Annotated in this window: 23 protein-coding genes and 1 tRNA gene; 21 read left to right on the top strand and 3 right to left on the bottom strand. The window is 66.9% G+C overall.

The features are described 5' to 3' along the window. Positions 1-108 precede the first annotated feature (108 nt). Both H6844_09625 and H6844_09620 read left to right on the top strand, forming a co-directional pair. Positions 109-294 (top strand): DUF2065 domain-containing protein, encoded by a 186-nt coding sequence (locus tag H6844_09625; GenBank protein MCB9929659.1) that lies wholly within the window; start codon positions 109-111, stop codon positions 292-294. A gap of 201 nt (positions 295-495) precedes the next feature. Further along, on the top strand, positions 496-1,950 hold the full coding sequence (locus H6844_09620) for a DegQ family serine endoprotease (GenBank protein ID MCB9929658.1): 1,455 nt from the start codon (positions 496-498) through the stop codon (positions 1,948-1,950). 184 nt (positions 1,951-2,134) lie between these two features. Here H6844_09620 and serB read toward each other — a convergent pair whose 3' ends face one another. Next, positions 2,135-2,989 carry a phosphoserine phosphatase SerB gene (serB, locus tag H6844_09615; GenBank protein MCB9929657.1) on the bottom strand — a complete coding sequence of 285 codons (855 nt, stop codon included), beginning with the start codon at positions 2,987-2,989 and terminating at the stop codon, positions 2,135-2,137. 101 nt (positions 2,990-3,090) lie between these two features. Here serB and miaA point away from each other — a divergent pair, with 101 nt between their 5' ends. The 17 genes from miaA (at position 3,091) to H6844_09530 (ending at position 21,143) form a co-directional block, all read left to right on the top strand. After that, positions 3,091-4,017 carry a tRNA (adenosine(37)-N6)-dimethylallyltransferase MiaA gene (gene miaA / locus H6844_09610; GenBank protein MCB9929656.1) on the top strand — a complete coding sequence of 309 codons (927 nt, stop codon included), beginning with the start codon at positions 3,091-3,093 and terminating at the stop codon, positions 4,015-4,017. 95 nt (positions 4,018-4,112) lie between these two features. Next, complete coding sequence (locus H6844_09605; GenBank protein ID MCB9929655.1) at positions 4,113-5,879, top strand: acetolactate synthase 3 large subunit; 1,767 nt, start codon at positions 4,113-4,115, stop codon at positions 5,877-5,879. A 141-nt stretch (positions 5,880-6,020) separates the two neighbouring features. After that, positions 6,021-6,530, top strand: a complete 510-nt coding sequence (gene ilvN / locus H6844_09600) for an acetolactate synthase small subunit (GenBank protein ID MCB9929654.1) — start codon at positions 6,021-6,023, stop codon at positions 6,528-6,530. A 123-nt stretch (positions 6,531-6,653) separates the two neighbouring features. After that, the gene (ilvC, locus tag H6844_09595; protein ID MCB9929653.1) at positions 6,654-7,673 is read left to right on the top strand and encodes a ketol-acid reductoisomerase; all 1,020 of its coding nucleotides are present in this window, start codon (positions 6,654-6,656) and stop codon (positions 7,671-7,673) included. Between the two features lie 98 nt (positions 7,674-7,771). Continuing rightward, positions 7,772-8,806 carry a rod shape-determining protein gene (locus tag H6844_09590; GenBank protein ID MCB9929652.1) on the top strand — a complete coding sequence of 345 codons (1,035 nt, stop codon included), beginning with the start codon at positions 7,772-7,774 and terminating at the stop codon, positions 8,804-8,806. A gap of 43 nt (positions 8,807-8,849) precedes the next feature. Next, the gene (locus H6844_09585) at positions 8,850-9,725 is read left to right on the top strand and encodes a rod shape-determining protein MreC (GenBank protein MCB9929651.1); all 876 of its coding nucleotides are present in this window, start codon (positions 8,850-8,852) and stop codon (positions 9,723-9,725) included. Positions 9,726-9,729: 4 nt separating this feature from the next. Beyond that, complete coding sequence (gene mreD, locus H6844_09580) at positions 9,730-10,236, top strand: rod shape-determining protein MreD (protein ID MCB9929650.1); 507 nt, start codon at positions 9,730-9,732, stop codon at positions 10,234-10,236. Further along, entirely contained in the window at positions 10,226-12,064 is a 1,839-nt protein-coding gene (mrdA, locus tag H6844_09575; protein ID MCB9929649.1) for a penicillin-binding protein 2, read from the top strand. The genes mreD and mrdA overlap by 11 nt, the downstream gene beginning before the upstream one ends. 10 nt (positions 12,065-12,074) lie before the next feature. Continuing rightward, a complete protein-coding gene (rodA, locus tag H6844_09570) occupies positions 12,075-13,250 on the top strand; it encodes a rod shape-determining protein RodA (GenBank protein ID MCB9929648.1) in 1,176 nt (391 codons plus the stop codon). 62 nt (positions 13,251-13,312) lie between these two features. Next, a tRNA-Lys gene (locus H6844_09565) sits at positions 13,313-13,388 on the top strand. A 260-nt stretch (positions 13,389-13,648) separates the two neighbouring features. After that, positions 13,649-13,951: a helix-turn-helix domain-containing protein gene (locus H6844_09560; protein ID MCB9929647.1), complete on the top strand. Its 303-nt coding sequence runs from the start codon at positions 13,649-13,651 to the stop codon at positions 13,949-13,951. Then, positions 13,948-15,966, top strand: a complete 2,019-nt coding sequence (gene hyfB, locus H6844_09555; protein ID MCB9929646.1) for a hydrogenase 4 subunit B — start codon at positions 13,948-13,950, stop codon at positions 15,964-15,966. Before H6844_09560 ends, hyfB begins: the two co-directional genes overlap by 4 nt. Then, the gene (locus H6844_09550; GenBank protein ID MCB9929645.1) at positions 15,957-16,913 is read left to right on the top strand and encodes an NADH-quinone oxidoreductase subunit H; all 957 of its coding nucleotides are present in this window, start codon (positions 15,957-15,959) and stop codon (positions 16,911-16,913) included. Before hyfB ends, H6844_09550 begins: the two co-directional genes overlap by 10 nt. Continuing rightward, positions 16,913-17,578: a hydrogenase-4 component E gene (locus H6844_09545; GenBank protein ID MCB9929644.1), complete on the top strand. Its 666-nt coding sequence runs from the start codon at positions 16,913-16,915 to the stop codon at positions 17,576-17,578. Before H6844_09550 ends, H6844_09545 begins: the two co-directional genes overlap by 1 nt. Further along, positions 17,575-19,026 (top strand): hydrogenase 4 subunit F, encoded by a 1,452-nt coding sequence (locus tag H6844_09540; GenBank protein MCB9929643.1) that lies wholly within the window; start codon positions 17,575-17,577, stop codon positions 19,024-19,026. The genes H6844_09545 and H6844_09540 overlap by 4 nt, the downstream gene beginning before the upstream one ends. A gap of 19 nt (positions 19,027-19,045) precedes the next feature. After that, positions 19,046-20,575 (top strand): NADH-quinone oxidoreductase subunit C, encoded by a 1,530-nt coding sequence (locus tag H6844_09535; protein ID MCB9929642.1) that lies wholly within the window; start codon positions 19,046-19,048, stop codon positions 20,573-20,575. A 7-nt stretch (positions 20,576-20,582) separates the two neighbouring features. After that, positions 20,583-21,143 (top strand): hydrogenase, encoded by a 561-nt coding sequence (locus tag H6844_09530; protein MCB9929641.1) that lies wholly within the window; start codon positions 20,583-20,585, stop codon positions 21,141-21,143. Positions 21,144-21,231: 88 nt separating this feature from the next. On the opposite strand, the gene H6844_09525 is transcribed toward H6844_09530, so the two are convergent. Next, on the bottom strand, positions 21,232-22,140 hold the full coding sequence (locus H6844_09525; GenBank protein ID MCB9929640.1) for an alpha/beta hydrolase: 909 nt from the start codon (positions 22,138-22,140) through the stop codon (positions 21,232-21,234). 42 nt (positions 22,141-22,182) lie between these two features. Beyond that, complete coding sequence (locus H6844_09520; protein ID MCB9929639.1) at positions 22,183-22,725, bottom strand: tetratricopeptide repeat protein; 543 nt, start codon at positions 22,723-22,725, stop codon at positions 22,183-22,185. A 111-nt stretch (positions 22,726-22,836) separates the two neighbouring features. Here H6844_09520 and H6844_09515 point away from each other — a divergent pair, with 111 nt between their 5' ends. Together H6844_09515 and H6844_09510 are read left to right on the top strand one after the other, a co-directional pair. Then, entirely contained in the window at positions 22,837-24,027 is a 1,191-nt protein-coding gene (locus tag H6844_09515) for a multidrug effflux MFS transporter (protein MCB9929638.1), read from the top strand. Positions 24,028-24,106: 79 nt separating this feature from the next. After that, positions 24,107-25,366 carry an acyl-CoA dehydrogenase family protein gene (locus H6844_09510; protein MCB9929637.1) on the top strand — a complete coding sequence of 420 codons (1,260 nt, stop codon included), beginning with the start codon at positions 24,107-24,109 and terminating at the stop codon, positions 25,364-25,366. The last annotated feature ends 52 nt before the right edge of the window (positions 25,367-25,418 follow it).

The following is a 25,418-nucleotide window of genomic DNA, read 5'->3' as shown; positions in this document are numbered from 1 at the left end:
CCGACGCGCCGGCCGCTCCCGCGGTGCCGCCGGCAACGACGGAGACGCCCACGGCGCCCGCCACTTCGCCGGCGACCGCGCAATAGACCGCGAGGCCGGGGCCAGCGCATGATCGACTTCATCGTCGGGCTCGGCCTGATGCTGGCGATCGAGGGGGCGCTTTACGCGCTGTTCCCCGACGCCATGCGGCGCATGGTGGTGCGCATTCTGCAGGAGCCCACCGACCGGGTGCGATTCTTCGGCCTGACCATGGCCGTGGTCGGCGTCTTCATCGTCTGGGTCATCCGCATGTGAGACCCGTTGCCCGGCCGGAGCCACGCGAAAACCGCGGCTCCGGCCGGTTCTTCCGCCGGGCTCTCGCGTCCCGGAAAGGGGCAGCGTCCGTTGCCGTTGAACAGCCTCACCGATTGCCTACATACGGGTTGCGTTCTGGGAGTCGCGTCCCATTCTTTCGCGACGGTTCCAGGTTTTTTTGATTGAGGGAGGCCTTAGCCAATGAGTTGGCCGGCTGTTCAGCGTTCGGGTTCAATGGCCCTTGCGCTTGTGATATTTCTCGTCTCCGCCACGTCCGGCGCCTTTGCCAAAGCCTTACCGGAAAGCTTCGCCGACATGGCGGAAAAGGCGCTTCCGGCGGTGGTGAACATCTCCACGACCCAGACCATCAAGCGGGACTCCGCCCCCGGGCATCCGCAATTCCCGCCGGGTTCTCCGTTCGAGGAATTTTTCCGGGAGTTCTTCGACCGCCAGCAGGGGCAGGATAGCGCGCCGCGGCAGGTCACGTCGCTGGGGTCCGGCTTCGTCATCGATCCCACCGGCATCATCGTGACCAACAATCATGTGATCGACGGCGCGGACGAAATCCTCGTTCGCTTCCAGGACGATACCTCTCTGCCGGCGAAGCTGATCGGTCACGATCCCAAGACCGACATCGCCGTGCTGAAGGTGGAAAGCGACAAGCCGCTGGCCTATCTGCCGCTCGGCAACAGCGACGTGCTGCGGGTCGGCGACTGGGTGGTGGCGATCGGCAACCCGTTCGGCCTGGGTGGCACCGTCACCGCGGGCATCGTTTCGGCGCAGAAGCGCGACATCCGCAGCGGCCCCTACGATGACTTCATCCAGACGGATGCGGCCATCAACAAGGGCAATTCCGGCGGTCCGCTGGTCAATGTCGATGGCGAGGTGATCGGCATCAACACGGCGATCTACTCGCCGTCGGGCGGCAGCGTCGGCATCGGCTTTTCGGTCCCGATCGACTTGGCCAAGCCGGTGATCGCGCAGTTGCGCAAGTATGGCGAGACCCGCCGCGGCTGGCTGGGCGTGCATATCCAGACCGTCAACGAGGAAATCGCCGATAGCCTGGGCCTGAAGACTCCGCACGGCGCCCTGGTCGCCAACGTCTCCGAGAACGGTCCGGCGGCGAAGGCGGGCATCCAGTCCGGCGACGTCATCCTGTCGTTCAACGGCCACACCATCGACCGCATGCGCGCCCTGCCCCGCATCGTCGCCGAAACGCCGGTGGGCGAAAAGGTGGACGTGGTGCTCTGGCGCAAGGGCGAGGAAAAGACCGTGGCCGTGACCCTCGGCCGTCTCGAGGATCAGGAAGCCGCGACCGTGGCCAAGGGCGATGAGCCCGGCAACGGTGCGGCCATCGACGACATGGGCATCTCCGTCAGCAGCCTGACCGACAAGACCCGCGAACGCATGGAACTGCCGGACGACGTCAACGGCGTGCTCGTCACCGACGTCATGGCGGACGGCAATGCGGCCAAGAAGGGCCTGAAGCCAGGCGATATCCTGGTCGAACTGAACCAGGAAGCGGTGACCAAGCCCAGCGAGGTCGCCAGCATCGTCGCCACGGTCAAGGAAGCCGGTCGCAAATCGGTTCTGGTGTTGTTCAATCGCGGCGGCGAGCGGCGCTTCGTCGTCGTCCCCCTGACGCACGAGGACTGACGCCATCGGCTTGGGGGGCGCTCTCGTTCGTCCCCCCTTGTTCCCCGGACGGTGCAGAGCACCGCTCCGGGGCCGGTGTCATCCTTCGAACACCGGCGCGGTCGGTGTTCGCTCTCGCCAACCGGTCCCGGCGCCCCGCTCTGCGGCGGCCGGGATACACGGGCATCCCAAGCGAGGCAAGGCTTCAGGGCAGACGGTCGGTAATCTCGGCTGCCCGGTAGCCCTGGAAATACAGAAGCGTTGTGAGGTCGGCGCGGTTCACCCGGAACCGCGCCGCTTCCTTGACGGCCGGCTTGGCCTGGAAGGCGACGCCCATGCCGGCGGCCTGGATCATGGCCAGATCGTTGGCGCCATCGCCCACCGCCAGCGCCTCCGCCGGTGCCACGCCGGCCTCGCCGCAGAGCGCGTGCAGCGCCTCCAGCTTGGCGTTGCGATCCAGGATCGGCTGGCCGACGGTGCCGGTCAGGCGGCCGTCGGCAATGCAAAGCCGGTTGCTGCGGTCGGCGTGAAAGCCTACTTGCTTGGCGATATGCGAGGTGAAATACGAAAATCCGCCGCTGACCAGCCAGCAAATGGCCCCCTGGGCGCGCATGGTGCGCACCAGCCGGGTCGCGCCCGGCATCACGCGGGTGCGGGCGAGCGTGCGTGCCAGCGCGGCTTCCTCCAGCCCTTTCAGGGCACCGACGCGCTCGGTCAGGGCTTCGGCGAAGTCCAGTTCGCCGCGCATCGAGCGCATGGTGATGGCCGCGATCTGGTCCTTGATCCCCGCCTCGCCGGCCAGTTCGTCCAGGGTTTCGGACTGGACGATGGTGGAATCCATGTCGGCGATCAGCACGCGCTTGCGCCGCGTCTCGCCCTGGCGGTGCACCGCATGATCGAGGCCGAGCCCATCCAGTTCCGGGCCCAGATGGTCGTCGGGCAGATGCGCCAGCGGCCAGTCGCAGGCGGTCTCCGGCGCCAGCCAGTCGGCCGGGCCGAGAACCGCGGTGTGCCGGGCGAGAGCGGCCAGCGCGCGCTCCCACAGGCCGCCGCGCAACATGCCGTCGGCGGCGACCAGGGTCAGGGTGTAGGGACTGTCGTTCGTCATGGCGGCGGTCATAGCCGAGCCGGGCGGCCGCCGCGATGCGGCCTTTCTCCGCGATGAGTGCGCGCCCCATCATCGTCGTGGCCGGGCCGACCGCATCCGGCAAGTCGGCGCTGGCCCTGGCGCTGGCCGAGCACCTGGACGGCGACGTCATCAACGCCGACTCGATGCAGGTCTATGAGGGCCTGCGCATCCTGACCGCCCGTCCCTCCGCGCAAGACGAGGCGCGGGTGCCCCACCGGCTCTACGGCCATGTCGACCCGGCCGAGCGCTATTCCGCCGGCCGGTGGCGGGAGGCGGCCCTGGCCTGTATCCACGAGGCCCATGCCGCCGGGCGCCGCGCCATCGTCACCGGCGGCACCGGCTTTTATATCGAGGCACTGACAAACGGCCTGAGCCCGATCCCGGACCTGCCGCCCGCGGCCCTGGCAGAGGCCGAAGCCGAGGCCGAGCGCCTGGGCCTGCCCGCCTTCGCCGCGGCCCTGGCGGAGCACGACCCGGAAGCCGCGGCCCGCATCGGCCCGGGCGACCGGCAGCGCCTGATCCGCGCCCGGGCGGTGTGGCGGGCGACCGGCCGGACGCTCAGCGCCTGGCAACGCCTGCCGCCGGAGCCCGCGCCCTTCCCGCACGCGGCCGTCTGGCTCAACCCGCCGCGCCCGGTGTTGTACGCGCGGTGCGACCGCAGGCTGGAGGCGATGCTGGACGAAGGCGCCCTGGCGGAGGTCGAGGCGCTGCTGGCCCGCGGGCTCGATCCCGGCCTGCCGGCGATGAAAGCGCTTGGCATGGCCGACCTGGCTGCCTATTTACGCGGCACCATGTCGCTGCCGGAGGCCCTGGCCGCCGCACAGCAGGCCACGCGGCGGTTTGCCAAGCGGCAGTTGACCTGGTTCCGTCACCGATTGCCGGGGGCGCTACGGATTGACGCGCAATTTTCGGAAAGTTTAACGGAAGAAATCTTATCATTTATTCGCAAAACGGGTTGACCGGCGAATGATCCTTCTCTAAGTTCCGCCCGGCTATGCCAGGGTGGGCTATTTTCTTACCCCTCCTGCTCCAAGCTTCCCAAGGAATTGGACCGATGACCGAAGAGCGCATGAACGGCGCCGCCCTGATTATCCGCGCCCTGATCGACCAGGGCGTGGACACCGTATTCGGCTATCCGGGCGGGGCGGTATTGCCGATCTATGACGAGATCTTCAAGCAGAACCAGCTTCGCCACTTCCTGGCGCGCCAGGAAGGCGGTGCGGTCCATGCGGCGGAGGGCTATGCGCGCTCCACCGGCAAGGTGGGCGTGGTGCTCGTGACGTCCGGTCCGGGCGCGACCAATGCCGTGACCGGCCTGACCGATGCCTTGATGGATTCGATTCCGATCGTCTGCTTCACGGGGCAGGTGCCGACGCACCTGATCGGCAACGACGCCTTCCAGGAAGCGGATACGACCGGCATCACCCGCCCCTGCACCAAGCACAACTATCTGATCAAGGACGTGAACGACGTCGCCCGTGTGGTGCACGAGGCGTTCTATGTCGCCCGCAGCGGCCGCCCCGGCCCGGTGGTGATCGACGTGCCGAAGGACGTGCAGTTCGCCGAGGGCGTCTACACCCCGCCGAGCGCGGTGCAGCACCGCTCCTACAACCCGCCGACCCAGCCGGCCGAAGGCAAGGTCGAGGCGGCGCTGGAGATGATGGCGGCGGCGAAAAAGCCGATCTTCTATGTGGGTGGCGGTGTCATCAACGCCGGCCCCGGTGCCTCGGAGACGCTGACCAGGCTGGTGCACACCACGGGCTTCCCCTGCACCCAGACGCTGATGGGGCTGGGCGCCTTCCCGGCCTCCGACCCGATGTCGCTCGGCATGCTGGGCATGCACGGCATGTACGAGGCCAATCTGGCCATGCACCAGAGCGACCTGATCATCGCGGTCGGCGCCCGCTTCGACGACCGGGTGACCGGCCGCCTGGATGCGTTCGCGCCGACGGCGAAGAAGATCCACATCGACATCGACCCCTCGTCGATCAACAAGAACGTGCCGGTCGACCTGCCCATTGTCGGCGATGCCGGCGTGGTGCTGGCGGAATTGCTGAACGGCTGGCACCAGCAAAAGCTGGCGGCCGACGGCGCGGCCCTCGCCCAGTGGTGGGAGCAGATCCGCAGCTGGCAAGAGCGGAAGTGCCTCACCTACCGGACCAGCAAAGAGGTCATCAAACCGCAATACGCGCTGGAGCGCTTGCAGGCCCATCTGGACAAGGACAAGCGCGACGTCTTCATCACGACCGAGGTCGGCCAGCACCAGATGTGGGCGGCGCAGTTCCTGAAGTTCGAGAAGCCGAACCGGTGGATGACGTCGGGCGGGCTCGGCACCATGGGCTATGGCCTGCCGGCCGCCATCGGCACCCAGGTCGCCCATCCGGATGCGCTGGTGGTCGATGTCTCCGGCGAGGCGTCGTTCCTGATGAACATGCAGGAAATGTCGTGTGCGGCGCAGTACAAGACGCCGATCAAGGTGTTCATCCTGAACAACGAATGGATGGGCATGGTGCGCCAGTGGCAGGAATTGCTGCATGGCGGCCGCTATGCCGAGAGCTACACCGCCTCGCTGCCGGACTTCATCAAGCTGGCGGAAAGCTTCGGCTGGACCGGCCTGCGCGCCACCACGCCGGACGAGCTCGACGACGTCATCGCCCGGATGATCGCGACCGACGGCCCGGTGATCGCCGACATCTGCGTCGACAAGAAGGAAAACTGCTTCCCGATGATCCCGTCGGGCGCGGCCCATTGCGACATGCTGCTGGGCCCGGAAGACGAGGCCGCCCGCCCCATCTCCGAAGACGGCATGGTGCTGGTCTAGGCCCCTCCCCCTCTGTCGGCGTCATCGCGCGCGGCGCGACGCCATCCGGACGGCCATGGCCGGGTGGCGTCGGCGAACACGCCGCCTCGCGATGACGGCCACCCAGGACAAACCGAACAACCGCCCCACGCGGAGGCATTCTTGCAAGACCAAGCGATTGAGCAGCACACGTTATCGGTGCTGGTGGACAACGAACCGGGCGTTCTGGCCCGGGTCATCGGCCTGTTTTCCGGCCGCGGCTACAATATCGAAAGCCTGACGGTGGCGGAGGTGAACCCGGAAGAGCATCTCTCCCGCATCACCGTCGTCACCTCCGGCACGCCGATGATCATCGAACAGATCAAGGCGCAGCTCGGCCGGCTGGTGCCGGTGCACGCGGTCAGCGACCTGACCGAGGAAGGGCCGTTCGTCGGCCGCGAGCTGGCGCTGATCAAGGTGGTCGGCAAGGGCGAAACCCGGGTGGAATCGCTGCGGATCGCCGATATTTTCCGGGCCCATCCGGTCGACTCCACCAACGAGTCGTTCGTGTTCGAAATCACCGGCTCCGGGGAAAAGGTCGATGCGTTCATCAACCTGATGCGGCCATTGGGCCTGACCGATGTGGCCCGCACCGGCTCCGTCGCCATTGCGCGCGGCAATCGAGGGCTTTAGAAGCCTGCACCTAAGATTATCGGCCCCGTGGGATTTTGGCTTGTCGGGGCCGTCACCGATCCCTGCGCCGCTGGCGGCGCCCGATCCGATCCGAACAAGAAGGACGACCAACCAATGTGTGCCATGCGTGTTTACTATGATCGCGACGCCGATCTGAACCTGATCAAAGGCAAGAAAGTCGCGATTCTCGGCTATGGCAGCCAGGGCCACGCGCATGCCAACAACCTGCGCGACAGCGGCGTGGCCGAGGTCGTGGTCGGCCTGCGTCCGGGCTCAGGCAGCGCGCCGAAGGCCGAAGGCGCCGGCTTCAAGGTGATGGCGCCGGCCGAGGCCGCCAAGTGGGCCGACGTGGTCATGATGCTGACCCCGGACGAGGGCCAGGCCGCGCTCTATGCCCAGGACATTGCCGCCAATATCCGCCCCGGCGCGGCGTTGGCGGTGGCGCACGGCCTCTCCATCCACTTCAACCTGATCAACCCGCGCTCGGACATCGACGTGTTCATGGTCGCGCCAAAGGGCCCCGGCCACCTGGTGCGCAGCGAGTATGTGCGCGGCGCCGGCGTGCCGTCGCTGATCGCCATCCATCAGGATGCCAGCGGCAACTGCCATGACCTGGCGCTGTCCTATGCCTGCGCCAATGGCGGCGGCCGCGCGGCGGTGATCGAGACCACCTTCAAGGAAGAGTGCGAGACCGACCTGTTCGGCGAGCAGACCGTGCTCTGCGGCGGCCTGACCGCCCTGATCCAGGCCGGTTTCGAAACCCTGGTCGAGGCCGGCTATGCGCCGGAAATGGCCTATTTCGAGTGCGTGCACGAAGTGAAGCTGATCGTCGACCTGATCTATGAGGGCGGCATGGCCGGCATGCGCTATTCGGTGTCGAACACGGCCGAATACGGCGACTACACCCGCGGCCCGCGCGTCATCGATGCCTCTGTCAAGGAGCGCATGAAAGAGGTGCTGGGCGAGATCCAGCGTGGCGAGTTCAGCCGCGAATGGGTGCTGGAGAACGCCGCCGGCCAGACCAGCTTCAAGGCGAAGCGCCGCATCGGTGCCGAGCACCAGCTCGAAGAGGTCGGCGAGCGCCTGCGCGCGATGATGCCGTGGATCGGCGAGAACGCGCTGGTGGATAAATCCAAGAACTAAGCTGTTGCGCGACAGCGTTCCACTTTCGAAGGGTTGGCAGCGCGGCTATATATAGCCGCGCTGCGCCCGTTTCGGGCGCAAGGTTTTTGTGAGGCGCAATGTTTTCAGCCGTTCTCGGACTTCTGAGCCAGGATATGGCCATCGACCTGGGCACCGCCAACACCCTGGTCTATGTCAACGGCCGCGGCATCGTGCTGGACGAACCGTCCGTCGTCGCCGTGCGCGAGATCCGCGGGCGGCCGCAGGTCGTCGCCGTCGGCGAGGAAGCCAAGCGCATGCTGGGGCGCACCCCCGGCAATATCACGGCCATCCGCCCGCTGCGGGACGGCGTCATCGCCGATTTCGAGGTGGCGGAGGAAATGATCAAGCATTTCATCCATAAGGTGCACAACCGGCGCAGCTTCGTCAGCCCGCAAATCGTGGTCTGCGTGCCCTCCGGCGCAACCGAGGTGGAACGGCGCGCCATCAAGGAAAGCGCCATGGGCGCCGGCGCCCGCCGGGTGTACCTGATCGAGGAACCCATGGCCGCGGCCATCGGCGCCGGCCTGCCGGTCACGGAGCCGACCGGCTCCATGGTCGTGGATATCGGCGGCGGCACCACGGAAGTGGCCGTGCTGTCGCTGGGGGGCATCGTCTATTCCCGCTCGGTCCGCGTCGGCGGCGACAAGATGGACGAAGCGATCGCCAACTATGTGCGCCGCCATCACAACCTGCTGATCGGCGAATCGACGGCGGAACGGATCAAGGTTTCCATCGGCACGGCCTGGCCGGTAGAGGAAGAGGAAGAGCGCCGGGCGGCGGTACGCGGGCGCGACCTGACGAACGGCGTCCCGCGTGAGGTCGTGATCAGCGAAAGTCAGGTTGCCGAAGCCCTGGCAGAGCCCATCCACCAGATCGTCGAGGCGGTCAAGGTCGCCCTGGAGAACACCGCGCCGGAACTGGCCGCGGATATCGTCGACCGGGGCATCGTGCTGACCGGCGGTGGCGGCCTGTTGCCGAATCTGGACCTGGTGCTGCGCGAGGCGACCGGGCTGCCTGTATCGATTGCGGAGAATCCGCTAGAATGCGTTGCGCTCGGCTGCGGACGCTGCCTGGAGGAACGGCAAGCCCTCCAAAGCGTCTTGATCGAATAGCTACCCGCCTTCCTTGAGGGGAAGCGCGGTGCCTGGGAGCCGGATGGACGACGAACCGCATAGCGTCGGCGAACTGATCGATGCCGGTCTGCGCACCGCGGCCAGCGTGTTGCGCCGGCTGGCGGTGTTCGGCCTGGCGCTGATTGCGTTCGGGCTGGTGTTGATCGGCAAGGTCGACACCCGGATCTTCGACACGGCCCGCAGCACGGTTTCCGACCTGTCCGCACCCGTTCTGGACGCGGTGTCCTCGCCGTTTGCCGGCGTTTACGGCTGGTTCAAGGACGTTGCCGCCATCGGCGACCTGATCGACGAGAATCGCCGCCTGCGGGAGGAAAACGCCCGCCTCGCCAATCTCCGCCTGATCGCCCACGACCTGAAGACCGAGAATGCCGGGCTGCGGCGGCTGTTGCGGTTCGATCCCGGACCGGTGGCGAAATCGGTCAGCACCCGCATCATCGCCGATACCGGCGGCGTGTTCGCCCGCAGCCTGATGGTGCATGTCGGCGGCGACCAGGGGGTGCGCAAGGACCTGCCGGTGCTGGCGGCGGAGGGGCTGATCGGCCGGGTGCAGACGGTGGGCCGGCAGGCCGCGCGCGTGCTGCTGATCACCGACCTCAACTCGAAAATCCCGGTCGCCATCGGCGAAAGCCGCCGGCGCGCCATCATGACCGGCACCAACGGCCCGTTGCCACGGCTGGAATTCTTCGTCAGCGACGCCGCGCCGGCGCCCGGCGCCATCGTGCTGACCTCCGGCGACGGCGGCGTTTTCCGGGCCGGCCTGCCCATCGGCGTCGTCGAGGCCGCGGCCGGCGGCGGCTGGGAGGTGCGTCCGTTCGTCGACTGGGATCGGCTCGACTTCGTCCGCATCGTCGACTACGGCAGTGTGCCGCAACTCGACCTGGCGCAGGGATCGCGCTGAGACGATGCTCTATCGCAACTCCACCGACCTGGCCGAAGGGTGGGCCGCACAGGCCCTGCCAAGCATGGCACTGGCCGGCCTGATCCTGCTGTCCGCCCTGCCCACCCCATTCGACCAGAGGCCCCTGCCCGACTTCGTGCTGATCGCGGTCTATCTGGCATCGGTGCGGCGCCCGCCGGCGGTGTCGGCGCCGGTTCTGTTCGGCCTGGGCCTGCTGCACGATTTGCTGAGTGCGGTGCCGGTCGGCCTGCACGCCTTTGTCTATGTGCTGGTCTATGGGCTGGCCAGCAACCTTCCGCTGGACCCGCACCGCCTGTCCCATCTCTGGCTGGGCTTCGTGCCGGTGGCCGCCCTCGCGGCGGCGGCCAGTTGGTTTGCGGTCTCCGTCTATCACGTGATCTGGCTGGCGCCGGATCCGATGCTGGCGCGCGCGGCCGCATCCATCGTCGTCTTTCCCCTGCTGGCGTTTGTCCTGACCTGGGTTTTGTGGAGCCGGCGCGATGAACCGTAACGGCCCCGACCGGCAGAGCCAGCGGCAACTGGGCCGCATTTCCCGCCGCGCCATGCTGCTGGGCGCCGCGCAACTGGGCGGATTCGGCCTGCTGGCCGCCCGCATGTACCAGCTTCAGGTGCTGGAGGCCGACCGGTACGCGGTGCTGGCCGACGAGAACCGCATCAATGTGCGCTTCGCCGTGGCCAGCCGGGGCATGATCGTCGACCGCTTCGGCCAGCCGCTGGCGACGAACCGCACCAGCTATCGCATCGCCGTCGTGCCGGAAGAGGCCGAAGACCTCGCCGCCCTGCTCGACCGGCTCGACCGGATCGTGCCGCTGGCGCCGGAGCATCGCCAGCGGGTGATCGAACTGGCCCGGCGTCAGCGGGCGTTCGTGCCCATCGTCACGCACAGCAATCTGACCTGGAAGGAGATCGCCCACGTCGCCGCGCGCAGCCCGGACCTGCCGGGGGTGGAGATCGCCGCCACCGACGAACGGGTCTACCCCACGGGCGAGTTGTGTGCGCACGTGGTCGGCTATGTCGGCGCCGTCGCCAAGAAGGACCTGACCGGCGACCCGGTGCTGGCCTTGCCGGACCTGCGCATCGGCAAGTCCGGCGTCGAGCGCGTCTATGACGACGCCTTGCGGGGCGAGGCGGCGCGGCGGCAGGTGGAGGTCAACGCGGTCGGGCGCGTCATCCGGGAATTGCACCGCGATCCCGGCAAGCCCGGCGCCACCGTGCGCCTCGCCCTGGATGCGGAGTTGCAGCGCTACGGCGCCAGCCTGTTCGGCGAGGAAACAGGCGCCGCCGTGGTCATGGACATCCATTCGGGCGAGGTGATCGCCCTGATCAGCCGCCCGTCATTCGACCCCGGATTGTTTCCCGACGGCATCAGCCAGGTCAACTGGGACCGGCTGCTGAACGCGCCGAATGCGCCGCTGGTGGACAAGGCCATTGCCGGCCAGTACGCGCCGGGCTCGACCTTCAAAATGCTGGTGGCGCTGGCCGGGCTCGAATCCGGTCAGATCACGCCGAAAACGAAGTTTCATTGCTCCGGTGTGCTGGAGTTGGGCAAGGGCCGCTTCCACTGCTGGAACCGCGGCGGGCACGGCTCGGTCGACGTGCACGACGCCATCGTGCAGTCCTGCGACATCTATTTCTACGAGGTCGCCCGGCGCATCGGCATCGACCGGATCGCCGACATGGCGCGCCGGTTCGGGCTCGGCAGCCGGCTCGGCATCGATCTGCCGGGCGAACAACCCGGCCTGATCCCCGACAAGGAATGGAAGCGCAAACGCTTCGACCGCCCCTGGCAGATCGGCGAATCCCTGGTGGCCGGCATCGGCCAGGGCTATGTGCTGGCAACCCCGCTGCAACTGGCGGCCATGACGGCCCGGATGGTGAATGGCGGCCAACTGGTGCGCCCGGGGCTTCTGGCCGAATCGGCTCATCCGGGTCAGGCCGAAGACACGCTCACCGTCTCCGCCCAAGCCCTGGACATTGTGCGCCGGGCCATGATCGGCGTCACCAGCGAGCCCAAGGGCACCGCGGCCTCCTCGCAAATCCCGCACGAACGCCTGCGCATGGGCGGCAAGACCGGCACCAGCCAGGTCCGCCGCATCAGCCAGCGCGAGCGGCGGCAGCGCGTGCTGCGCAACGACGAACTGCCGCGCCAGGAGCGCGACCACGCGCTGTTCGTGGGCTTTGCCCCCATCGACGCCCCCCGCTACGCGGTCAGCGTGATCGTGGAGCATGGCGGCGGCGGTTCGCGCGTCGCCGCTCCGATCGCCGCCGACCTGTTGCGCGTCGCCCAGATGCGGCTCAGCCAGAACCAACCGACCTGAGACCGACGCCATGCGCCCGGCCCGCCTCTCGCCCCGCTTTTCCCTCGCGTCCCCTGCCGCCGCGGCGGACCCGGCCTCGCTCTGGTATCGGGTCACCCGTCTCGACTGGTGGCTGATCGGCCTGATCGTTGCGCTGGCGGGCATCGGGTTCGCCATCCTCTATTCCGCCGCGGACGGCTCCTGGCAGCCCTGGGCCGGGAAACAGGCGCTGCGATTCGGCATCGGCATGGTGATGATGATCGCCGTCGCCACCATCAGCTTCACGCTGTGGTGGCGCACCGCCTATCTGGTCTATGCCCTGGCGCTGGCCTTGCTGGTGATGGTCGAGTTCACCGGCGTCGGCGAAGGCTCGCAGCGCTGGATCTCCCTCGGCTTCATGAACCTCCAGCCCTCGGAAACGATGAAACTGGCGCTGGTGCTGGCCCTGGCGCGCTATTTCCACGACCTGGACGAAAACCAGGTCGACCGGATCGTCGTTCTGATCCCACCCGCGGTGCTGACCGGCATACCGGCCCTGCTGGTCCTGCGACAGCCCGATTTGGGAACCGCGATGATTCTGGTGGCGCTGGCCGTGGCCGTCACCTTCCTGGCCGGCTTGGCCTGGTGGAAGTTCGCCCTTGGCGCCGCGTTGACGGCGGCCGCCGGCCCGCTGGCCTGGCGGTTCCTGCTGCACGACTACCAGCGCGACCGGGTTCTGACCTTTCTCGACCCCGGACGCGACCCGCACGGCGCCGGCTATCACATCCTGCAATCGAAGATCGGCCTGGGGTCCGGCGGCCTGTTCGGCAAGGGCTTCATCGGCGGCACCCAATCGCAACTGAGCTTCCTGCCGGAAAAACACACCGACTTCATCTTCACCCTGCTGGCGGAGGAGTTCGGCTTTTTCGGCTCGATCCTGCTGGCGGCGATCATCATCGGCATTATCGGCTGCTGTTACGCCATCATGATGCGCTGCGAGAGCGTCTTTGCCCGTGTTCTGGTTCTGGGCTTGGCCACGAATTTCTTTCTGTACGCGTTCATCAACATGGCGATGGTCATGGGGTTGCTTCCGGTGGTGGGCGTTCCATTGCCGCTGGTCTCTTATGGCGGCACGTCCATGCTGACCCTGCTGATCGGCTTTGGCTTTATTCAGAGCGCCGCCATCCACCGCGGTCGTCTGCCGCTCCGGCATCGCGGCATTTCCTAGGGCCGAGGCGCAAATTTTGCCTCGACAAGCGCGCCGCGCATTGCTAGGTAAGCCCCTCTTTCGGGTGCATAGCTCAGTCGGTAGAGCAGCTGACTCTTAATCAGCGGGTCCAAGGTTCGAGTCCTTGTGCACCCACCAAAGACTTCAAAGGGTTGCCGATCCCTTTGCCACCACCTCCCCCAGAGTGTAACCGAATGTTTTGCAAGCCATCCGCCGTGCGGTTTGACTGCTTTCGTTCGTGATCGCCTTCGCGCCGAATTCTCGGTGCAATCCGCTATGGCGCATGCGCCGCCCTATCAGTTTTGATGTTTGAAACATCACTTCTTGACCAAAAGCCATTCTTAATCATAGTATCCAACTCAATTCTCAAGCTTCGTCTCCAACCCTGGGGTCCGTTTGTGATAACCGCTGCTCAGTTGCGCGCCGCACGGGCGCTGCTCGGGATCGATCAGAAGACGCTCGCGGATCTGGCCGGCCTGTCGGTCCCGACGATCCAGCGGATGGAAGCGAGCGAGTCCGTGATCCGGGGAAATGTGGATTCGCTGATGAAGTTGATCGCAGCCCTCGATGCGGCCGGCCTCGAACTGATCGCCGAAGGTGCGGAAAGCACCGCGGGCGGGCGCGGGGTGCGCCTGAAAACCGACTTCGATCCGGCCCGGCTCGCCAAGGGCGGAGCGGCGGAGGAGAGCCGGCCATCATGATCGGCGAGGCTTCCTGGCTGTTGTGGGCGATTGCGGCCCTTCTGGGAACGGCCGTCCTTGCCATCGCATTGGCGCGCGCGGCCGCTGTCGGCGCATGGGTCTATGGCGTGACGCTGGGGGTTTGCGGGCTGATCCTGGCGATTGCCGGCGGTCATCTGATCGGGGCGCCCGACGTCGTCTCGCGCGTTTCCCTGCCATTGGGCCTGCCCTGGATCGGCGCGCATTTCCGGCTCGACGGGCTGTCCGCGCTGTTTCTGGCCATCGTGAATTTCGGCGGCGCCATGGCGAGCCTCTACGGCATCGGCTATGGCCGGCATGAAGACGCGCCGCACCGCGTCCTGCCGTTCTTCCCGGCCTTTCTGGCCGGCATGAACCTGGTGGTGCTGGCGGATGACGCCTTCACCTTCCTGCTGTCGTGGGAGTTCATGTCGCTGGCGTCCTGGGCGCTGGTCGTGTCGCATCACCGCTCGGAAGACAATCTGCGCGCCGGCTTTGTCTATCTGGTCATGGCGAGTTTCGGCACGCTGTCGCTGCTGTTGGCGTTCGGCCTGCTGGCCGGGCCGACCGGCGGCTATGGTTTCGACGCCATCCGCGCCATGCCGCACGACACGGTCATCACCGCGATCGTGTTCCTGCTGATGCTGCTGGGCGCCGGGTCCAAGGCCGGCCTGGTGCCGCTGCATGTCTGGCTACCGCTGGCCCATCCGGCCGCCCCGAGCCACGTGTCCGCCCTGATGAGCGGCGTCATGACCAAGGTGGCGATCTACGGCTTTATCCGCGTGGTGTTCGATCTCCTCGGCGAGCCGGCCTGGTGGTCGAGCGCGGTGTTGATCGCACTCGGCGGCGTGACCGCGACGCTCGGCATTCTCTATGCGCTGATGGAAACCGACCTGAAGCGCCTGCTCGCCTGTTCGACCATCGAGAATATCGGCGTGATCTTCGTCAGCCTCGGCCTGGCCCTGGCGTTCCGGGCGAGCGACATGGGCTGGGCCGCGGCCCTCGCCTTCACCGCCGCGCTGTTCCACATCCTCAACCACTCGGTGTTCAAGAGCCTGCTGTTTTTCGGCGCCGGTGCGGTCATCAATGCCACCGGCAAGCGCGACATGGACGGGCTGGGCGGGCTGATCCACCGGATGCCCTATACCAGCTTTGCCTTCCTGATCGGCGCCATGGCCATCTCCGCCCTGCCGCCGCTGAACGGCTTCGTGTCGGAATGGCTGACGTTTCAGGCGGTGCTGCAAAGCCCGGACCTGCCGCAATGGGGGCTGAAAATCATCGTTCCGGGCGTCGGCGGCCTGCTGGCGCTGTCCGCGGCGCTGGCGGCGGGCTGTTTCGTCCGGGCCTTCGGCATCACCTTCCTCGGCCGGCCCCGGTCGCCGGCCGCCGGCGAGGCGCATGAGGTCGACCGGTTTTCGCTCTCGGCGATGCTGGCGCTTGCCGCGCTCTGCCTGATTCTCGGCGTTCTGCCGGGATTCGTCATGGACGCATTGGCGCCGCTGACCGCAACGCTGATCCACGGCACCATCCCGCCCCAGTCGAACCTGCCATGGCTGTCGATCGCGCCGATCGCGGAAACCAAGAGCTCCTATAACGGCGTGCTGCTGTTCGTTTTCATCGTTGCCTCGGCCTGGATCGCGGCCCTGATCATCCACAATTTCGCGTCCCGCCAGTCGCGGCGGAGCGCGGCCTGGGATTGCGGATTCCCCAACGCGCTGCCCAATACGCAATACACCGCCAGCAGCTTCGCCCAGCCGATCCGCCGGGTGTTCGGCTCGATGGTGTTCCTGGCGCGCGAGCGGGTGACCATGCCGCCGCCGGGGGATCTCCGCCCGGCCCGGCTGGTGGTGGAGCATCGCGATCTGGTCTGGGAATGGCTCTACGCGCCGGTTTCCCAGGGAATCCAGTTCGCGGCCGTGCGGCTCAACCGGCTGCAATTCCTGACAATCCGCAAATATCTGGGCCTCGTCTTCCTTGCCCTGGTCGGCCTTTTGCTGGTGCTGGCGCTATGGACCTGATCGTCGATCTCCTCACCCAAGGGCTGCAGATGACGGCGGTGCTGCTGCTCGCCCCCCTGCTTACCGGGGTCGTGCGCAAGCTGAAAGCGCGGCTGACCCGCCGGCAGGGCGCCTCGGTCTTTCAGCCGTATCGGGACCTGATCCGCTTGCTGCGCAAGGAAACGGTGTTGGCGGAAAACGCCTCCTGGCTGTTCCGGGTGGCCCCCTATCTCGTGTTCTCGTCGACCTGGGTCGCCGCGTCCCTGGTGCCCACCTTCGGCAGCGGCTTCCTGTTCAGCTGGACGGCGGACCTGATCGCCATCATCGCCCTGCTGGGCTTCGGACGGTTCTTCCTGGCCCTGGCCGGCATGGATGTCGGCACCAGTTTCGGCGGCATCGGCTCCAGCCGGGAAATGATGATCGCCTCTCTGGCCGAGCCGGCGATGCTGTTGACCGTCTTCACCCTGTCGCTGGTCGCGGGCTCGACGCAGCTCTTGACCGTCTCCGAACTGATGAGCTCGCCCGAGGTGGGGCTGCGCGTGTCGCTCGGCATGGCCCTGGTCGCGCTGATCCTGGTGGCGATTGCAGAGAACGCCCGCATCCCGGTCGACAACCCCGCCACCCATCTGGAACTCACTATGGTGCACGAGGCCATGGTGCTGGAATATTCGGGGCGCCATCTGGCCATGATCGAAATGGCGGCATCCCTGAAGCTGGTGCTCTACATGTCGCTGATCGCCTGCATCTTCGTGCCCTGGGGGATCGCGGCGCCCGGCGCCAGCGGGACAGACTATCTGGTTGGAGCCGGGACCTTCGTCGCCAAGATCGCTGTCGGCGCGGGTCTTCTCGCCGTATTCGAAACCAGCATTGCCAAGATGCGGGTGTTCCGGGTGCCGGATTTCCTGGGCGCGGCGCTCATGCTCGGCCTTCTGGGCACGCTCCTGCTGTTCGTGTCGAGAAGTCTGTGATGTACGGCAATATTACCTTCGATGTCGCCCATCTGCTGGCCGGCGGTCTGGTACTGGTCAGCTTCATGCTGCTGTATCAGGATCGGCTTTCCGCCCTCATCAATGTCTATGCCCTGCATGCGCTGGTGCTGACGCTTTCGGTCGCCTGGCATGCCGTGATCCAGGATGCGCCGCATCTGTTCGTCACGGCGGGCATTGCGCTGGGCTTCAAGGCGATCGTCATTCCGTTGACGCTGCACCGGATCGTGCGCCGGCTCGGCATTCACCGCGACATCGAAACCGTCGGCGGCATCGGCCCGACCATGCTGGCCGGCATGGCGCTGGTGGCGTTGTCGCTGGTGGTGATCCTGAGGATCACCCCGGAGGCGGACCCGCTGGCGCGCGAGGATCTGGCCTTTGCCCTGTCGGTGCTGCTGCTCGGCCTGCTGGTGATGGTGACGCGCCGCAACGCGGTCAGCCAGGTGATCGGCTTCATGTCGCTGGAAAACGGCCTGATCTTCGCCGCCACCGGCGCGCGCGGCATGCCGTTGGTCGTGGAAATCAGCGTCGCCTTTTCCATCGTCATCGCCTTCATCGTCATCGGCATCTTCCTGTTCCGCATCCGCGAGCGGTTCGACACGGTGGATGTCGGCGCGCTCGACGATTTCCGGGGAGAGCGGCGATGATCGCTCTGCCCTTTCAGGCGGAAAGCGCCGTTCTGATCATTCCCGTGGTGGCGGCCGCCCTCCTGGCGGCGCTGCCCGGCTACAAGGCGGCGGCGCGCCTCAACGTGCTCGCCTGCTTCCTCACCTTCCTCTCCGCGCTGTCGCTGTTCGTGACCGACCGTCCGGACGCCTGGCACTATCTCTTCGTCGACGACCTCAACATCGTCTTCATCGTGCTGAACACCTTCGTCGGCTTCACCGCCAGCCTGTTCAGCGCCAGCTATATCGCCCACGAGTTGGAAACCGGGCGGCTGACGCCCGCGAACCTGCGCTTCTACCACGCCATGTACCAGATCATGATGTTCGGCATGAATCTGGCGTTCGTGGCCAACAATATCGGCCTGATGTGGGTGGCGGTCGAACTGGCCACGCTGACCACCGTGATGATGGTCGGCATCTACCGCACCCACGAGGCGCTGGAAGCGGCCTGGAAGTATTTCCTGCTCGGCAGTGTCGGCATTGCCTTCGCCCTGTTCGGAACGATCCTGGTCTATCTGGCGGCGCGCCCCTTCGTCGGCGAGGGCGGCGACGCCATGGTCTGGACCCTGCTGGTGGAGCAGGCGGCCGCCTTCGATCCGGCCCTGCTCAATCTGGCCTTCATCTTTCTCATGCTCGGCTACGGCACCAAGGTGGGCCTCGCGCCGCTGCACGCCTGGCTGCCCGACGCCCATGCGGAAGGCCCGACCCCGATCTCGGCCGTGCTTTCGGGTTTGCTCCTGAATGTGGCGCTCTATGCGGTGCTGCGCTTCAAGATCCTGCTGGCCGCCAATCCCGAGGCCATCGGTCCGGGGCCGCTGATGATGACGATGGGCCTGCTGTCGCTGATCTTCGCGGCCTTCATGCTCTATCGCCGCCACGATATCAAACGGCTGTTCGCCTATTCCTCCATCGAGCATATGGGCATCATCGTCTTCGCCTTCGGCCTCGGCGGGCCGCTCGCCAATTTCGCCGGCCTGCTGCACATGGTCATGCACAGCCTGACCAAGTCGGCCATCTTCTTCGCCGTCGGCCATGTGGCACAGATCAAGGGAACCCAACGGATTTCGGACATTCGCGGCTTGACCCAATCCCACCCGGCCCTGGGCTGGGGCCTGCTGGTCGGGGTCGTCGCCATTGCCGGCCTGCCGCCCATGGGCATTTTCATGAGCGAATTCCTGATCGTCAGTTCCACCTTCGCGGCCGAGCCGCTGCTCGCCATCCCTTTGGTCTTCGGCCTGCTGGTCGCCTTCGGCGCCCTGCTGTTGCGCGTGACGGGAATGGTCTTCGGCGAGCCGGTCGGCAACACCGTGCCCAGCCAGGCCTCCTACCTGCCGCTCTATGCGCATCTGGCGCTGGTGCTGGGCGCCGGTCTCTATCTGCCGGTGCCGTTGGTGGGCTGGTTCCAGCACATCGCCCGCATCCTCGGTTGAGCGAAGGGGAGCGCCGACAATGGCCGCATTCTGGGACAGCATCCTGAAGTCTCCCGCTGGCGCCCCGCACGGGAACTGGCAGCGATACGCGGTTGACGAGACTGGCTGGCAGCGGGCCGCCGAGGCGCTCGCGAACCCGGCCGCGGTGCTGCTCGGTCTCTGGGCCGACACGCTTTCGGGCAACTCGGGCACAATCCGCATGGCGCTTCTCGACGAGACGACGCACGAAATCGCCGTTCTGGAACTCGCCTGCCCGGACGGCACCTATCCGTCGGTTGGCCGACAGCACGCACCGGCGCAGCGGTTGGAGCGGGCCGCGCGTGACCTGTTCGGACTGGTGCCCGACGACGCCCCGGATCGCCGCCCCTGGCTGGATCACGGCCGTTGGGGCACCCGCCAACCGCTCGGCCAGGCCCGGCCGGATGCGGCCGCAGGCGACGCCTACGCCTTTCTGGCCGCGGAAGGTGATGGCTTGCACCAGATCCCCGTCGGCCCGGTCCATGCCGGCATCATCGAGCCCGGCCATTTCCGCTTCACCGCCAATGGCGAAGCGGTCGTGCGGCTGGAAGAGCGGCTCGGCTATGTGCACAAGGGCATCGAAGGCCTCATGGCCGGCGCCAGCCTTGCCGACGCCGCGCGCCTCGCCGCCCGAACCTCCGGCGACAGCACGGTGGCCTACGCACTGGCCTTTGCCCAGGCCGCCGAGGAGGCATTGGCGGTCGAGCCCCCCACCCGCGCCGTCTGGCTGCGCGCGCTGATGGCGGAGCTGGAGCGGCTGGCCAATCATCTGGGCGATTTCGGCGCGGTCTGCAACGATGCCGCGTTCGGGTTGATGCACGCCCATTGCAGCGTGCTCAGGGAGTTGGTCCTGCGGGCAGCAGATACCGCCTTCGGCCATCGGCTGATGCGCGACCGCATCCTTCCCGGCGGCGTGGCGGCCGACCTGACCGGCGAGGGCCGGGACGCCATCGGGGCGATGCTGGACGAAATCCGGCTGCGTCTGCCGAAGCTGATCGCGCTGTATGACCACACGCCCTCGCTACAGGACCGGACCGTGTCCACCGGCTGGCTCGATCCGGCGCTGGCGCGGCGGTTCGGCGCCGGCGGCTTTGTCGGCCGGGCGTCGGGACGGGCATTCGATGCCCGGCGGGCGCGGGCCTATCCGCCCTATGACCGACTGTCGTTCGAGGTTCCGGTGCTGGAAGCCGGCGACGTCGACGCACGGGTCTGGATCCGCATCCGGGAGGCGGAGCAAAGCCTGTCGCTGATCGCGCAAATCTTGAATGGGATGCCGGACGGACCGCTCGTATCGCCGCTGGACCCGGTGTCCGGCCCGGCCGAGGGCCTGGCGCTCGTGGAAGGATTCCGCGGCGACATCCTGGTCTGGCTCAGGATCGGCGCGGACGGGCGGGTCGCGCGCTGCCATCTGCGCGATCCGTCCTGGTTCCAATGGCCGTTGTTGGAAGCGGTGATCGAAGGGAACATCGTCGCGGACTTCCCCCTCTGCAACAAGTCGTTCAACTGCTCGTATTCCGGGCACGATCTGTAGGTCTGAGATGCGCAAGCTCCTGTTCGAAAGCTTGATCAAGCGGCCCCTCACCGAAGCGCCGCCGACAGTGGACGACGCGGCCCTGACCGAACTGGCCGAAGCGCTGGGGCGGCAGGCGCGCAAGAGCCTGGGCCGCAGCCTGTCGATCCGCGAGGTCGATGCCGGCTCCTGCAATGGCTGCGAGCTGGAAATCCACGCGCTCAACAACGCCTATTACGATATCGAACGCTTCGGCCTGCGCTTCGTCGCCTCGCCGCGCCATGCCGACGTGCTGATGGTGACGGGCCCCGTCACCAAAAACATGCGCGAGGCCTTGCAGCGGACCTACAACGCCATGCCCGCGCCCAAATGGGTGGTCGCCATCGGCGATTGCGCCCTTGACGGCGGCTGTTTTGCCGGCAGCTATGCGGTGCCTTTCGCCAACCGGGGTCGCGGAGGCTGGCGCTGTTCGGTCGACCGGACAAGCACACTTTGCCGGTTGCCCTCATCTCCCGCGCCAGCCCAAATCCTGTCGTCTCACAGGACACGGACTGTCTGGCGCTGTTCGAGCGCGCGATTGGGATCGTGAGCCAGTGGGAAAAGAATTCTGACGCCGTCTCCGTTCGGACGGATTTGCGCGGGTCGGCCCGAGGGGGAAGAGCGCCGCCGCCCTGGTCTCAGGAGACGCGTTCGAACAGGGCCCCCACGGCGGCGGCGGCTTCCTGTGGCGCTTCGTAATGCACGAAATGGCCGGCACTCTCACAGACGGCCATTTCGACCCGGGGAAAGAACTCCGGCATGCGGTCCGCCCACTCCACCCGCAGCACCGGATCGAGCCGCCCCCAGAGCACGCCGGTCGGCAGGTCGATGGGCGGTTGCGGCGGCAGCTCGCCCCGGGCAATGGCCAGGCGCGTTGCCGCCACCGACAGATACCAGTTGAACCCGCCCTGGATGTTGCCCGGCTGCATGAAATTGTCGACCCAGGCCTCGAAATCCTCGTCGAACGCGTCGATGCGGCCGGCCCAGTGGGTCAGGAAATGGCGGAAATAGAGCGCGCAACTCTGCCGGCTTTCCCCCACCATACGGGCGGCCCAGGGCAGTTGCTGAAAGTTCTGATACCAGACCTCCTTCACCTGCTCGGGCGCATACCAGCGCTGGCCGATGCCGGGATAGGGGCAGTTGAAGAAGAACAGGCCGCTGATCCGGTTCGGCGCCTGCAAGGCCGCCGCCTGCATCACCATGGCGCCGACATCGTGGCCGACCAGCCCGGCGCGCCGGATGCCGAGCGCATCCATCAGGCCCAGAATATCCCGGGCCATCACATCCGCCGTCTGGGTGCGGGAGGGGCCGAAAGTCGGCTTGTCGCTGGCGCCGAAGCCGCGCAGGTCCGGTGCGATCAGGTCGAACCGGTCGGCCAGCAACGGCATGAGCCTGCGCCAGGTCAGCCAGAATTCCGGCCAGCCGTGCAGCAGGATCAACGGGGGTCCATTTCCGGTGCGGGCATAATGCAGCCGCACGTCGCCCACGGGCGCATAACCGGATTGGAAGCCGTATGCTTCCGGTCGGGTCAAAGGGGGCCTCCACATCGCCAGGTCTGGCGGTTCGTCAAGCAATTCGGATTGCGGGGGTCAGATCGGTTCGCCTTCCAGGTGTTTGCGCAACGCCTCTGCATGGAGGCGCGCACCGACCATGTGCGGATTGACCGCCAGGGCGCGCTCGAACCATTCCAGCGCGTCCCGCTTGTTGCCTTTGGCCATCAGGATCAGCCCCATGCCCGACATTGCTCCATAGTGTCGTCCTTCCAACGCCAGCACCTGCGCGCAATCGGCCATCGAGCCGTCGAGGTTACCGGCGAAATAGCGGACCGTCGCCCGCTTGTTCCACGCCTCGGCAAAGTCGGGACGCAGGGCAACGACCTCGCCAAACACCTCTTCCGCCGCGGCCAGCCGGCCGCCCTGCATGGCCAAGAGCCCCATCTGCATCAGCCGATCGATGGCATCATCGCCGGATTCGGTCCAGCGCCACCAGATTTCCCGGTCCGCCGCGCTCGCCACCGCCGGATCGGCCGTGGTCTGCAAAATGGCAAACAGGCCGTCCAGGGCCGGGTCGGTCTGGTCGGCGCGCGCGGCAGACCCGACCGGCATGGCCGACAGCAGCACCAGTGCGGCCAAAGCACCGCGAACCCCTGAAAAGGAAGCATCAGACAGCCACATGCCATAATGTTATCGCCTCCCTCCCGGTTTTCCCACCATTCCGCGTTGGATTAGAAGGATTTTACCGCCGTGCTGCGGAAAGAGAGCCTTGCCGTTATCATCCTGTTGACCGGTCTGACGGGCATCACGCCCCTGTCCATCGACATGCCGCTGGCGGGCCTGCCCGCGCTGGCGGCCGATTTCAACGTGCCGGAAGCGCGGGCGCAATTGGTCGTCGGCGTGTTTCTGGCCGGTTTCGCCATCGCCCAATTGCTGTTGGGCCCGACCTCGGACCGGATCGGCCGGCGGCCGGTGCTGCTGGCGGGCCTGGCGGTCTATGGCGCCATGGGCGTGGTCTGCATGCAGGCGGACAGCCTGGCGGTGCTGCTGCCTGCCCGCTTCGTACAGGGCGTGGCGGCCTGTGCCGCGCCGGTGGTGGCCCGTGCCATCGTCGCCGACATTTATGACGGCAAGGCGGCGCAACGGGCCATGTCCATCGTCACCGCCGGAATGGGCGTCGCGCCGATTGCGGCACCGATGATCGGCGGTGCGCTGCTGACCTGGTTCGACTGGACCGCGGTCTTTTTCACCCTGGCGCTGACCGGCGCCATCATGCTGGCGCTCGTTCTGGTGCTGCTGGGCGAGACGCTGCCGGCGCGCGACCCGCGGGCCATGCGGTTCGGGCGCATCGCCTTCAATTACGGGGAGATGGTGGGCAACCGCACCTTCCTCAGCTTCGCCCTGCCCTCCATGCTGGCGAGCGGCGCGCTGTTTTCGTTCATCCCGGCCGCGCCCTTCGTGCTGATCGGCCAGTTCGGCTATCCGCCGGCGATGTTCGGCGTGTTCTTCGCCATGGTTATGATCGGCTTCATCACCGGCGCCAGCCTCTCCGCCCGGCTGTCGCGCACCCGGTCGGCCACGCAGATGGTGCGGCTCGGCACGACGGTCAGCGCCGTCGGCGGCGTGTTGATGGTGGCGGGCGCGGCCGCCGGCATCCAGCATGCCCTGACGCTGGTGCTGCCCATGGCCGTCATCATGCACGGCACCGGCCTGATGCGCCCCAACAGCGTCACCGGCGCGATGGCGCCGTTCCGGGATCGCGCCGGCGCGGCTTCCGCGCTGCTGGGCTTCCTGCAGATGGGCGGCGGCGTGCTGGCGGGCCTGGTCGCCGCCGTCTTTGCCACCGGCGCGATTACACTGTTGCCGTCGTCGCTTGCCATTGGCGGCTTTGCGGTTCTGCCGGCGCTGTTTTTCCGCCTCTATCCGCCGCGCGCGACCTAACGGGCCGTTGCCAGAGCCGCCCCGGCGGCGCACCATCGCCGCGATTGTCAAGACCGACCACGATTGAGGACGCCCTCCGATGGATTTCGCCTATTCGGACAAAGTCAAAGCCCTGCAGGAGCAGCTCACCCAGTTCATGGAGCGCGAGATCGCGCCGCGGGACCGGGAATGGCACGAACTGACCGAAGCCGGCACCTTTCCGCCGCCCTTCTGCGAGGACATCAAGGCCAAGGCCAAGGCCGAGGGCCTGTGGAACATGTTCCTGCCCTCGCTGCCGGAGGACATGCCGGGCACCCGCTGCTCCAACCTGGAATACGCGCCGCTGGCCGAGATCATGGGCCGGATCTACTGGTCGCCGGAAATGTTCAACTGCAACGCGCCCGACACCGGCAATATGGAAGTCTTCCATATGTTCGGCACGCCGGAGCAGAAAGCCCAGTATCTGACGCCGTTGCTGAACGGCCAGATCCGCTCCGCCTTCTGCATGACCGAGCCGGAGGTCGCCTCCTCCGACGCGACCAACGTGCAGACCCGGATCGAGAAGGTCGGCAACGAATACGTCATCAACGGCCGCAAATGGTTCATCACCAACGCCTCGCACCCGCAACTGGGCGTGATGATCGTCATGGGCAAGACCGACCCGGACGCGCCGACTCACCGCCAGCAATCGCAGATCATCGTGCCGCCGAACACGCCCGGCGTGAAGATCGTGCGCAACATTCCGGTAATGCACCACATCTCGCCGGAAGGCCATTGCGAGGTGGTGTTCGACAATGTGCGTGTGCCGGCCTCGAACCTGCTGGCGGAGGAAGGCGACGGCTTCATGATCGCCCAGGCGCGCCTGGGGCCGGGCCGCATCCACCACTGCATGCGCACCATCGGTCAGTGCGAGGTGGCGCTGTCGCTGATGCTGGACCGCGGCCTGAACCGCACCACCTTCGGCAAGCGCACCATCGACCATGACAATGTGCGCGAGCAGGTGGCGCTCAGCCGGATCGAGATCGACCAGGCCCGCCTGCTCTGCCTGCAAACCGCCTGGCTGATCGACCAGGAGGGCAACCGCGCCGCCCGCAACGCCGTCTCGGCGATCAAGGTGGTGGCGGCGCGCCTGCAAACCACGGTGACGAACCGGGCGATGCAGGTGTTCGGCGCCATGGGCCTGACGCCGGACACGCCGATTTCCTATCTCTGGACCTGGGGCCGGGCGCTGCAATTCATCGACGGCCCGGACGAGGTGCACCTGCGCACCATTGCGCGCTCGGTCGTGCGCGCGCACGAGAAGGAAGGCATGCCGCCGGCGATGCCGCACTCCTACAAGCTCAGCGCCGACCTGGGCTGACGCGCGCGGTGATCCAGCGTCCCCGGACGCGCGACAGCGTGATCCGGGGTCT

Source organism: Alphaproteobacteria bacterium, assembly GCA_020638555.1.
Classification (GTDB): Bacteria; Pseudomonadota; Alphaproteobacteria; order Bin95; family Bin95; genus JACKII01.
Note: the sequence above shows the minus strand (reverse complement) of the source record. Positions and strands in the feature narration are given on the sequence as shown.